Source organism: Pseudomonas brassicacearum (genome assembly GCF_003732225.1).
GTDB classification, from domain to species: domain Bacteria; phylum Pseudomonadota; class Gammaproteobacteria; order Pseudomonadales; family Pseudomonadaceae; genus Aquipseudomonas; species Aquipseudomonas brassicacearum_E.
Map to the genome: position 1 here is coordinate 508,441 of NZ_MOBJ01000034.1, position 11,591 is coordinate 520,031.

At 57.6% G+C, this 11,591-nt stretch carries 12 protein-coding genes; 7 read left to right on the top strand and 5 right to left on the bottom strand.

The features are described from left to right. The first annotated feature begins 17 nt into the window (after window positions 1–17). The 3 genes from BK659_RS26915 (at window position 18) to rlmF (ending at window position 4,723) form a co-directional block, all read left to right on the top strand. On the top strand, window positions 18–2,864 hold the full coding sequence (locus BK659_RS26915; RefSeq protein WP_123428701.1) for a valine--tRNA ligase: 2,847 nt from the start codon (window positions 18–20) through the stop codon (window positions 2,862–2,864). A 166-nt stretch (window positions 2,865–3,030) separates the two neighbouring features. Then, window positions 3,031–3,507: a hypothetical protein gene (locus BK659_RS26920; RefSeq protein ID WP_148050457.1), complete on the top strand. Its 477-nt coding sequence runs from the start codon at window positions 3,031–3,033 to the stop codon at window positions 3,505–3,507. 193 nt (window positions 3,508–3,700) lie between these two features. Further along, on the top strand, window positions 3,701–4,723 hold the full coding sequence (gene rlmF / locus BK659_RS26925; protein WP_123428705.1) for a 23S rRNA (adenine(1618)-N(6))-methyltransferase RlmF: 1,023 nt from the start codon (window positions 3,701–3,703) through the stop codon (window positions 4,721–4,723). Window positions 4,724–4,907: 184 nt separating this feature from the next. Here the strand turns inward: rlmF and BK659_RS26930 are convergent, their stop codons facing one another. Continuing rightward, complete coding sequence (locus BK659_RS26930) at window positions 4,908–5,189, bottom strand: HU family DNA-binding protein (RefSeq protein ID WP_007905514.1); 282 nt, start codon at window positions 5,187–5,189, stop codon at window positions 4,908–4,910. 372 nt (window positions 5,190–5,561) lie between these two features. Between BK659_RS26930 and yejK the strand changes: the two genes are divergently transcribed. Both yejK and BK659_RS26940 read left to right on the top strand, forming a co-directional pair. After that, a complete protein-coding gene (gene yejK / locus BK659_RS26935) occupies window positions 5,562–6,566 on the top strand; it encodes a nucleoid-associated protein YejK (RefSeq protein WP_071551720.1) in 1,005 nt (334 codons plus the stop codon). Next, the gene (locus tag BK659_RS26940) at window positions 6,566–6,916 is read left to right on the top strand and encodes a glutaredoxin family protein (protein WP_123428707.1); all 351 of its coding nucleotides are present in this window, start codon (window positions 6,566–6,568) and stop codon (window positions 6,914–6,916) included. Before yejK ends, BK659_RS26940 begins: the two co-directional genes overlap by 1 nt. A 101-nt stretch (window positions 6,917–7,017) precedes the next feature. Here BK659_RS26940 and BK659_RS26945 read toward each other — a convergent pair whose 3' ends face one another. The 4 genes from BK659_RS26945 to BK659_RS26960 all read right to left on the bottom strand — a co-directional run bounded on the left by BK659_RS26945 (window position 7,018) and on the right by BK659_RS26960 (window position 9,625). Next, window positions 7,018–7,953, bottom strand: coding sequence for a glutathione S-transferase family protein (locus tag BK659_RS26945; protein WP_123428709.1), 936 nt, complete (start codon window positions 7,951–7,953; stop codon window positions 7,018–7,020). An 87-nt stretch (window positions 7,954–8,040) separates the two neighbouring features. Continuing rightward, complete coding sequence (locus BK659_RS26950) at window positions 8,041–8,361, bottom strand: GIY-YIG nuclease family protein (protein ID WP_123428710.1); 321 nt, start codon at window positions 8,359–8,361, stop codon at window positions 8,041–8,043. A gap of 39 nt (window positions 8,362–8,400) precedes the next feature. Continuing rightward, the gene (locus BK659_RS26955) at window positions 8,401–8,871 is read right to left on the bottom strand and encodes a nuclear transport factor 2 family protein (protein ID WP_123428713.1); all 471 of its coding nucleotides are present in this window, start codon (window positions 8,869–8,871) and stop codon (window positions 8,401–8,403) included. A gap of 121 nt (window positions 8,872–8,992) precedes the next feature. Next, on the bottom strand, window positions 8,993–9,625 hold the full coding sequence (locus BK659_RS26960; protein ID WP_123428715.1) for a response regulator: 633 nt from the start codon (window positions 9,623–9,625) through the stop codon (window positions 8,993–8,995). Between the two features lie 442 nt (window positions 9,626–10,067). Here BK659_RS26960 and BK659_RS26965 point away from each other — a divergent pair, with 442 nt between their 5' ends. Then, window positions 10,068–10,697: a DUF1120 domain-containing protein gene (locus tag BK659_RS26965; protein ID WP_123428717.1), complete on the top strand. Its 630-nt coding sequence runs from the start codon at window positions 10,068–10,070 to the stop codon at window positions 10,695–10,697. A 97-nt stretch (window positions 10,698–10,794) separates the two neighbouring features. Further along, complete coding sequence (locus BK659_RS26970; protein WP_123428719.1) at window positions 10,795–11,511, top strand: fimbria/pilus chaperone family protein; 717 nt, start codon at window positions 10,795–10,797, stop codon at window positions 11,509–11,511. Window positions 11,512–11,591: the final 80 nt, after the last annotated feature.

Here is an 11,591-nt window from a genome sequence, read left to right on the forward strand (position 1 = left end):
ATAGGGTCCCGCCGCGCATGGATAAGACCTACCAGCCGCACGCCATTGAAACTTCCTGGTACAACACCTGGGAGTCCGAGAATTATTTCGCCCCGCAAGGTGCGGGTGACTCCTACACCATCATGATCCCGCCGCCGAACGTCACTGGCAGCCTGCACATGGGCCATGGCTTCAACAACGCGATCATGGACGCGCTGATCCGTTTCCGCCGCATGCAGGGTCGCAACACCCTGTGGCAGCCGGGCACCGACCACGCCGGTATCGCCACGCAAATGCTGGTGGAGCGTCAGCTCGAAGCCAAGGGCCAGAATCGCCACGATCTGGGCCGCGAAAAATTCCTCGAGAAAGTCTGGGAGTGGAAGGATGAGTCCGGCGGCAACATCAGCCGTCAGATCCGCCGCCTCGGCTCGTCCGTCGACTGGAGCCGCGAGCGCTTCACCATGGACGACGGCCTCTCGGAAGCGGTCAAGGAAGCCTTCGTACGCCTGCACGAAGACGGCCTGATCTACCGCGGCAAGCGTCTGGTCAACTGGGACACCAAGCTGCACACGGCGATTTCCGATCTCGAAGTGGAAAACCACGACGAGAAAGGCTTCCTGTGGAACCTGAAGTACCCGCTGGCTGATGGTGCCAAGACCGCTGAAGGTAACGATTACCTGATCGTCGCAACCACTCGTCCGGAAACCATGCTCGGCGACGCTGCCGTGGCCGTTAACCCGAACGATGAACGCTACAAGGCCCTGATCGGCAAATTTGTCGAGCTGCCACTGGTTGGTCGCCGCATTCCGATCATCGCTGATGATTACTGCGACCCAGAATTCGGCACCGGCTGCGTGAAAATCACCCCGGCGCACGATTTCAACGACTATGAAGTCGGCAAGCGCCACAACCTGCCGCTGCTGAACATCTTCGACAAGAACGCCGAGGTGCTGCCAGCAGCCCAGGTCTTCAACCTCGATGGCAGCGTCAACGAAGAGATCGACGGCACATTGCCCGCCGAATACGCCGGCCTCAACCGCTTCCAGGCCCGTAAGGAAATCGTTGCCGCGTTCGAAGCGGCCGGCCTGTTGGTCAGCGTCGACGATCACGCCCTGAAAGTACCGAAAGGCGATCGCTCCGGCACCATCATCGAGCCGTGGCTGACCGACCAGTGGTACGTTTCGACCAAACCGCTGGCCGAGCCTGCGATTGCTGCCGTTGAAGACGGCCGTATCGCCTTCGTGCCTAAACAGTACGAAAACATGTACTTCTCGTGGATGCGCGACATCCAGGACTGGTGCATCAGCCGTCAGCTGTGGTGGGGCCACCGGATTCCGGCCTGGTATGACGAGTCGGGCAAGGTCTACGTCGGTCGCGACGAAGCCGAAGTGCGTGCCAAGCACAACCTCGGCCCCGACGTTGCGCTGCAACAGGACAACGACGTTCTCGACACCTGGTTCAGCTCGGGTCTGTGGACCTTCTCCACCCTCGGCTGGCCGCAGCAGACTGAATTCCTGAAGAAATTCCACTCCACCGACGTGCTGGTGACCGGCTTCGACATCATTTTCTTCTGGGTTGCCCGGATGATCATGCTCACCATGCACTTGGTGAAAAACGAAGACGGCACGCCGCAGGTTCCGTTCAAGACCGTATATGTGCACGGCCTGGTGCGTGATGGCCTCGGCCAGAAGATGTCCAAGTCCAAGGGCAACGTCCTGGACCCGCTGGACATTATCGACGGTATCGAACTCGAAGCGCTGGTGGAAAAACGCACCTCGGGCATGATGCAGCCGAAACTGGCGAAGAAGATCGAGAAGCAGACCCGCGACGAGTTCGCCGACGGTATCGCCAGCTACGGCACCGACGCCCTGCGCTTCACCTTCTGCTCGCTGGCTTCGACCGGTCGTGACATCAAGTTCGACATGGGCCGCGTTGAAGGCTATCGCAACTTCTGCAACAAGATCTGGAACGCCGCACGCTACGTGCTGGACAAGGGCGAAGACTGCGGCCAGAACGGCGAAGCCTACGAGCTGTCGCTGGCGGATCGCTGGATCATTTCGCAGCTGCAACGCACCGAAGCCGAAGTGACCCGTCAACTCGACCAGTTCCGTTTCGACCTGGCCGCGCAAGCCTTGTACGAGTTCATCTGGAACCAGTATTGCGACTGGTACCTGGAACTCTCCAAGCCTGTGCTGTGGGACGAAAATTCGCCGATCGAGCGTCAACGCGGCACCCGTCGCACGCTGGTTCGCGTACTGGAAGTCGCCTTGCGTCTGGCGCACCCGTTCATGCCGTTCATCACCGAAGAAATCTGGCAGCGCATTGCGCCGCTGGCCGGTATCGAAGGCAAGACGATCATGCTGCAACCTTGGCCAGTGGCCAATGAAGCACGCATCGACCAGGCCGCCGAAGACGACATCGAATGGCTCAAGGGCCTGATGCTCGGCACGCGTAACATTCGTGGCGAGATGAACATCGGCCCGGGCAAGCCACTGCCGCTGTTCCTGAAGAACGTCAGCGCCGAAGATCAGCGTCGCCTCACCGAGAACGAAGTCCTGCTGAAGAAGCTGGCCAAGCTCGAGTCGATCACCGTATTGGCCGCAGGCGAAGAAGCACCACTGTCCGCCACCGCTTTGGTGGGCGAGATGGAAGTGCTGGTGCCGATGGCCGGTCTGATCGACAAAGATGCCGAACTGGCGCGCCTGGACAAGGAAATCCAGCGTCTGCAAGGTGAAGTGCAGCGTGTCGGCGGCAAGCTGTCCAACGCCGGCTTCGTTGACAAGGCTCCGGCGGAAGTCATCGAGAAAGAACGCGCCAAACTGGCCGAGGCTGAACAGGCCCTGGGCAAACTTGCGGAACAACACGCGAGAATTTCCAGCCTGTAATAAACCTCTTGCAACTTAGCCAACACTTGAAAACGCCCCGAACTCCGGGGCGTTTTTATTAGTTATTTACTTAATATTTAAAATCACCCATCACCTTTAAAAAACCGATAACCTGCAAGTCGACAACAACCACCCACCCTGATTAATACTGAAAAGGATATTCAGCATGAACACTAATCGACAAAAATCTTTTCTTGCAACTTTGAGAGTCGGCAACAATCCCGTCCGGCTGACCACAAGATATGCCGGTGAGCCCATAGTGCTGGCGATAACCTATACCGGCATTGCAGACACCTTTTACTTCCGCTGCACGGACGATCAGTACACCCTTTATGTCCGTTCGGAAGGTGAGCATTTCGGCAAGGTTATCGATCTGCAAGGCATTGTCTTTACCGGCAGCAGCACGCAGAGCCACGTCAACTTCAACATGCTCGATATTAACGGCAAAACCATCACACTCAATGACATCAATGGCGACACTCAAGTTATTCAATTATCCACACAAGGAAAAATTCTACGCTCTGAATTTGGCTGGGCTGACTTTCCGGTACGCTTCGAGCTGGGCGGACAAGTAGCGCTGAAACTTACTTTGAATATACTGGAACGCAACACGCCATATTTGAGTCATCCAGACGAAGTTTGATTGACCCACAGACTTTATCAATCGGTTATAAACAAACAGCAAACAAAACACTTCATCAGACCTGATTCACTCTGAAGAATCGGCGCGGTCGGCGGGTTCACTCCTCATACGGGAAAACTCGATCAACCGCGCTACCGGCTTTTATGTGGGACAATAGCCGCCACTTTCAGCCATACCCGAATCGATCACACCCATGAACGCCCCCCGCACCCCCAAACCTGCGCGCAAGAAGCCTGATGTCGCGCCCCCGGCCAAAGCCGTCGAGCCGCGTGAGAAGGCCAGCCTGCACCCGCGCAACCGCCATCAGGGTCGTTACGACTTCCCGGCGCTGATCAAGACCACGCCTGAACTGGCGAAGTTCGTGATCATCAATCCGTACGGCAAGGAAAGCATCGACTTCGCCAGCCCCGACGCGGTGCGGGTGTTCAACCGCGCGCTGCTCAAGTCGTTCTACGGCATTGCCCATTGGGATATCCCGGCCGATTACCTGTGCCCACCGGTGCCGGGGCGCGCCGACTACGTGCACTTCCTGGCCGACCTGCTGGCCAGCGTCAACGACGGCGAAATCCCACGCGGGGCGCCAGTCAAGGTGCTCGATATCGGCATGGGCGCCAACTGCGTCTATCCGTTGATCGGCTACAGCGACTACCGCTGGCACTTCCTCGGCTCGGAAATCGACCCGACAGCAGTGGCCGCCGCCAAAGCCATCGTGCAGTCCAACGGGTTGAACAAAGCCATTCAGTTGCGCCAGCAAAGCAATCCCAAGCACATTCTGCTGGGCCTGCTCGAACCCGGCGAACGCTTTGACCTGACCATGTGCAATCCGCCGTTCCACGCCTCGATGGACGAAGCTACCAAGGGCAGCGAACGTAAATGGCGTGCACTGGGCCGCGCCGACCCAAAACGCAAACTGCCGGTGCTGAACTTCGGCGGTCAATCGGCCGAACTGTGGTGTGAAGGTGGCGAAGCACGGTTTGTGACGCAACTGATCGCCGAGAGCGCGCATTTTCAACACAAAGTGCTTTGGTTCAGCACCCTGGTCTCGAAAGCCTCAAACTTGCCTGCCATCCAGACGGCACTGAAAAAGGCCGGCGTACTGGAAAGCCAGGTTGTGGAAATGTCTCAGGGGCAGAAGCAAAGCCGCTTCGTCGCCTGGACCTTCCAGACCAAATCCGAGCAGCAGGTCTGGCGCGAACGCTGGGTTCGCAAAAGCTGAGCAACTGTGGGAGCGAGCCTGCTCGCGATGGCGGTAGCACATCCAACATCAAAGTGACTGAAGCACCGCTATCGCGAGCAGGCTCGCTCCCACATTGGTTTCGAGGTGTTTGAGGGGCTGAATGGCGGACACAAAAAAACCGTGCCCGGGTTGTCCCGGCGCACGGTTTTTTTTTACTGCGGTCTTACTTGTTAACAGCGTCAGTCAGGCCTTTAGCCACGACCAGCTTGATAACTTTCTTGGCAGCGATTTCGATGGCGGCGCCAGTCGAAGGGTTGCGGCCGGTACGGGCAGGACGCTCGGTCACTTTCAGCTTACCGATACCTGGCAGAGTGATTTCGCCGCCGTTTTCCAGTTGATCAGCAACGATTTGGCCCAGTTGGTCCAGAGCGTTACGCGCGGTGGTTTTTGGCGCGTCGATAGCTTCAGCGATATCGGCGATCAGTTGGTCTTTAGTAAGAGCCATGTGGTGTTCCTTCCCTATCAAATTCATATGGATTGCAGAGTGCAGTGTCAGCCATCGAGCCCGATCTTCTGGATCTGGCACCCTCGGCTACAACACCGACGGGTCGGGGTTATAGATGCCGAAATCAGGGTTTGGTTCGACCTGACAAATGCTGAATGCACGCTTAACGCAGTGACTTCGCGTAAGACGGGGCAAAACTAGCACAGAGACGGGGAAATATCCGCCTCTACCTACCCATTTGGTCAGCTTTATTGCTCTAAATCCGGAAAAAAGCGCATAAGCCCGGCCCGTAACCCGAAATTGTCCTGCTACGGTACACTGGGCACTTTTTCGGGGAGCATGCCCTCCTCCCTTCAATCAGCCGAGAAGCCCATGCCGATCCGTCATTGCATCGTCCACCTGATCGACAAAAAACCCGACGGCACACCTGCAGTACTCCACGCCCGCGACTCGGAACTTGCAGAGTCCACGGCCATCGAGAACATGCTCGCCGACCTCAACGAGAGCTACAACGCCAAACAAGGCAAGGCCTGGGGTTTGTTCCATGCCGAGTCCGGCGCACATCCGTTCAGCGGCTGGCTGAAGGAATACCTGGACGGTGGCAAGGATTTCACGGCGTTCAGCCGCATTGCAGTGGAACACCTGCAAAAGCTGATGGAAGAGTCCAACCTGTCGACCGGCGGCCACGTGCTGTTCGCGCACTATCAGCAAGGCATGACCGACTACCTGGCCATCGCCCTGCTGCACCACAGCGAAGGCGTGGCGGTGACCGATCAACTGGACGTGACCCCGTCCCGACACCTGGATCTGGGCCAACTGCACCTGGCGGCGCGGATCAACGTTTCCGAGTGGCAGAACAACAAGCAGTCCAAGCAGTACATCTCGTTCATCAAAGGCAAGAACGGTAAAAAGGTTTCGGAGTATTTCCGCGACTTTATCGGCTGCCAGGAAGGCGTCGACGGCCCGGGCGAAACCCGCACTCTGCTCAAGGCGTTCAGTGATTTCGTCGAAAGCGAAGACCTGCCGGAAGAATCCGCCCGCGAAAAAACCAAGACCCTGGTCGACTACGCCAGCAGCCAGGCCAAGCTCGGCGAACCCATGGGCCTGGAAGAGCTGTCGGAGCTGATCGACGAAGAACGCCCGAAAGCTTTCTACGATCACATCCGCAACAAGGACTACGGCCTGTCGCCAGAGATTCCGGCGGACAAACGCACCCTGAACCAGTTCCGCCGCTTCACCGGCCGCGCCGAAGGCTTGTCCATCAGCTTTGAAGCGCACCTGCTGGGCTCGAAGATCGAATACGACGAAGAAGCCGGCACGCTGATCATCAAGGGCCTGCCGACCCAGCTGACCGATCAGCTGAAGCGCCGTAACTGATGCTTAACGGTGTACTGAAGAAATTCCTGCTGATCCTGCTGGTGGTCGTGGTCTACCAGAACTGGGGCAAGATCGAGCGGGTGTTCAATCCTTCGCAAGTGGTGTCCGAGCAGACCCAGGCCAACGCCAGGGTCGTGCTCTACGCCACCGACTGGTGTGGCTACTGCAAGGCAATCCGGCGCTTTCTCGATCAGAAGGGCATTCCTTACCGCGAGTTCGATATCGAGAAAGATGCCGACGCACGCAAGGCCTATGAAGCGCTCGGCGGACGGGGGATTCCGATGCTCGATGTAAACGGCACGTTGATTCGCGGTTATGAGCCAGACGAGATTCTCGCCGCACTGAAATAACTACTGTGGGAGCGAGCTTGCTCGCGATAGCAGTGTGTCAGTCACATTAATGTTGAATGTGCCGCCGCCATCGCGAGCAAGCTCGCTCCCACATTTGTACGTCAATGTTTTTCGATGCGGAATCCAAACCGCGGGAAGTGCACATGCACCAGCCCGCCACGCTCATCTTCACGACACAGGATCAGTTCCTCGCGTCCCGCAAACAGCAACTCGCCCGCGACCGGATCAACGCCATAATCAATCGCGGCAATGACCACTTGCTGGCCGGCCTTGAAGCCGTTTGGCTCATCGAATTGTTCGTCCGGCAAGGCCGCAGGCGTTGAATGACGCGCAACCTGCAGCGCCTCTTCAGCGGTCATTTCGCTGAACGCGCCATGCCCGAAACCCATGACCCGAGCCAGCCAGGCCGACACCGCCGGATAAACATCGACCAACGGCGCAGTCACCGGCGTGCCCTTGAGGAACCACAACGGGTGGGCCATGGCGAAATCGGCAATCGAAGGCTCACCAAACAGGTAGTCACCGTCCTCGCGTTCTAATTGCTGCTCAAGCCGCGCCATGATCGTCGGCCACTGATGCTTGGCCTGCTCGGCCGACAACCGCGTGGCGCTGCCACCGCTGAACAGCCCGGCACGGTCAGCAACAAAAGCCTTGATCGCTTCTGGAGACAACTTGGCAAAACGCGCCGCCACTGATTCAGGCTGAAACACCAGGCTCACGGCGTGCTGAAATACTACCGAGTCGGCCCAGGCGGCGAAGGTCGCACTGACCATCTCCTGACCTTCCGGGAATAGCGCAGGCGAAGCCTTTTCCTGCTCCAGACGCCGGGCAATCAGCGCCGTGTCGCAGTAGATATCAGCGCCAATCTGCAACACCGGGGTCTTGCGATAGCCACCGCTCAGTGCGGTCAGATCAGGTTTTGGCATCACTGGCGAGATCTTCACCGAACGCCAGGAAAGGCCTTTGAAACCGAGCAACAGCCGGGTCTTTTCCGCGAAAGGGGAAGTCGGGTAATGATGAAGAATCAACTCTGACATGCTGGACCCGCCGCTGGTATTAGGAGCCAGCAGCTTAGCGCGCAATCGATTTGCAGCCTACCCATCTGCCTGATGGGCACTTATCAGTCAGATTGATAAACCCGCGGTGGCGCTCGCCACCAGACATTCCTTGGCGCTTTTCTTGAGTTTTTTGATCAAGCGCTCCTGACGCAACGCTTCGCTTTTGTCGCGGCAGGCTTCGGTGTAGACCAGCGCCACAGCCGGGCTCGAGAGGAAGAAACGCGCACCTTTGCCGCTCTGGTGAGTGGCGAAACGCCTGACGGGATCATCGCTGATCCCGCAGTACAACGAACCGTTAGCCGCACGAACGAGGTACACGAACCAGGGTTTGCTCTGCGCTGGAGGGGTTGCAGGTTCGCTGACGGAGACTTCGCTCAGGGTGTTCACGTGACGATCAAGGCTTGTAGGAAACAAGCCGCGATCTTATCAGCGACTGGCCTGAAATGCCTTCAGCCCCTTCAAGGCCTGCGCGCGTACAGCGTTGCCTACCAACGGTGTCCACCCCAGCAACAGACCTTTGAAACCCAACGCCTGACGCGACCAGCGCCACAGATCGAAATGGTCGTGGTGTTCGCAGATCTTGCCGTCACGGAAAACAAAACGCGCCTGGATATCATTGACCACTGTATTGCCGGTCTGGCTGAACAGGTAGGTCGCCACCCAATGGGCACCGCCCGTGCGCTCGTCGGCGCGGACGTTATCGAAGGTCAGGGAAAAGTCTTTGGCGCGAGTCGTGAGCATGCGCCACATGTCGCCGGCATCGCGCCCACGCAGTTCGCCGAACGCCGGATCACTGAACACCACGTCCTCGGTGTAGCAGGCGCTCATGGCCTCGGCATCCAGCCGCTGGAAAGCTTGATAGAACTCAGTGATCAATGCGCTGTTGGCATCACTCATGGACAGGCTCCCTGCATTTGCAAAAATGGCTTCGAAAGATGCCTGCACGATAGTCTGCAAATACCCGGAACACTATTGGTATCAACAAGGGGAATATCAGGACTGCTCCCCCCCCGCGCACCTAAAGCGACATGCCACTGTCACGGGCATAGGTAAAGAGCTCCACATCCGTGGAAATGCCCAGCCTGAGCATCGCCATGCTTTTTTGTTTACTGATCGTCGACACACTGCGCTTGAAGCAGATAGCGATTTCGCTGACGGTCATACCGCTGGCAAGCATTCTCACAACCTCATGTTCTTTAGCCGACAACGAAGGGGGATGCGACTGATCATCTGTGTCTGCTTGAGCCAGCGCCGCGCGTAAGCACTCACTGAGAAAACGCCGCCCTTCGACCACTGATTTGATTGCAATGGGCAGTTCCGTCGCTGACGCGCCCTTTGTGACGATTGCCATTACACCTTGAGCGAATACCGCCTTCAACATCGCTACGTTGGCAAACATCGTCACCAGGACGACAGGCATCGCAGGGTATTGACGTCGAATCGTACTCAACATTTTCAAACCATCGGCCTGCTGGTTGCCCGGCATGGAGAAGTCCGTGATCAACAGATCGCAGGGCGTGCTTGAAAGAAGGCTGAACAAGCTCTGCGGACCATCAGCCTCCCCCACCACTGTGCATTTCCAGCTTGATTCGAGAAGCATCCGTAACCCGATGCGGACGAGAGGATGGTCGTCAGCAATAATTACGCGCATTGTCGGATATCTCCTACTTGGTGACTGGTAATGCGCGGAAAGTAACGCTGTCCTGTTCCTCCCACAACACCCAATCATGACTGCGTGTTTACTTCGCCCAATGCATCCGGGATCCCGACTTTTCTCTTATAAAATATAAAGTCCCCCCCTACGCCTTCCTGGCTATTCGACCTACATCAAAATACGGCGGGCAGCCCTGCGAAGGAATACGATCCCAAGTCCGTAACACCTGTTCATACACCGAACCGCCCCTTTTCGTATTAGTTGCATTCCGCTCTCCTTACCCCCGCCGCTAAATTGCACCTCGATCGGTGAGCTCCCATCTGCCGAAAAAAACGGCTTGTGCCTTACACGGTGGCATCCCGCGCGGCGCAGTCGCTGCGCTCAAACCACGAAAAGCCATAGCCAACCTATAAAAATGTGCCTGACAAAGAGCCAATACATGAACAAGCCTTTAAGCATCCTCTGCACTGCCCTGCTCCTCACCGGAGCTTCATCCGTTTTCGCCAGCAGCACGGACCTGACCGTCACTGGCACTATCACGCCGGTTGCCTGCACACCAAGCCTGTCCGCTGGTGGTGTTGTCGATCACGGAAAAATCTCCGCGAAAGACCTCAACCCGACCAATCCCACCAGTTTGCCCAGACAAACGCTGCAACTGGCAGTGAACTGCGATGCAGCGACCTTGTTTGCGCTGTCGCCGATCGATAATCGGGCTGGTACCTCAATACAGTCAGACCTCTTCGGCCTGGGCCTGACCACCGTCGGCGAAAAGCTGGGCGTCTTTGAGGTTACTCCACTCAATGTGAAGGCCGATGGGCTCGATGCGCAGCCTATCGCCTCGCGTGATGGCGGCAAAACCTGGCACAGATATGGAGGTGCTGGAGAGTTCTGGAGCCTTGAGACGATTTGGGGAACCGGCGCTGTCGGGAATCCCAATGCGCTGATCCCGGTGAAAGACCTGGCCCTGGACCTTCAGGTAAACACCCAAATTACACGTGCCCGCGAGCTGACCCTGACTGACGAACAGCAAATCGACGGCAACGCCACCCTCGAAATGAAGTACCTGTAACGGCACATCGATACCCGGGCAACGGCTGATACACCCGTTGCCCTCCAAGGCCGCCCGGCCACCGATCTTGTCGTAGTCACACTCAACGAGACACCTCATGCCGATGTTTATATCTTCCACGCGTTACCTCATCCATATCGGTATCAGCGCGCTCGCACTATTGCTGGCCGCACAAGCCAACGCCGACGGTATGGTTCCGGACACCTCGGTCGTGATCGTCAAGGAGGCCGACGGCGAGGCCGCCGTTTCCGTGACCAACACCGACGCCAGTCTGGCGCTGCTGCATGTCACTATCGAAGACATTCCCGAGGACAAGGAGCCCCTGGTGTTCGTGACCCCACCGCTGGCTCGTGTCGAGGCGTCCAAAACCCAACTGGTGCGCTTCATTCTGCAATCGGAGAAACCCTTGCTTACTCAACGTTTGAAGCGAGTGATCTTTGAAGGCATACCCCAGGGACAACCGGCCACCGAAGCCGGACATGCCCGTGTGGGGGTGACCGTACGCCAGAATCTGCCGCTGATTATTCATCCCAAGGGCCTGGCACCCAATCGCACACCATGGACCGACCTGCAATGGTCGCTGCAGGATGGTCAACTGATCGTGCGCAACGACACCCCGTACGTGGTACGCCTGGCCCAGGAGGTGCAATTGCTTCCGTCGGCGGGTCAGGCGATGTTGCCGAAGACGTACGTGTTGCCCGGTGAGCACATCAGTGTTTCGCCTTCAACCGGGGTCGCGACGCACGTGCGCTTTCAACCGGCGACCGTCTACGGCTTTGCGGTGCCGCACTATGAGGCACCGATCAAACCCTAGAATGCCAACCTCCGACAGCGCCCCAACAGAACAATGAGCGCCGATTTTTCAAGGCGACGGCCCTTGACCATCGCCAAACG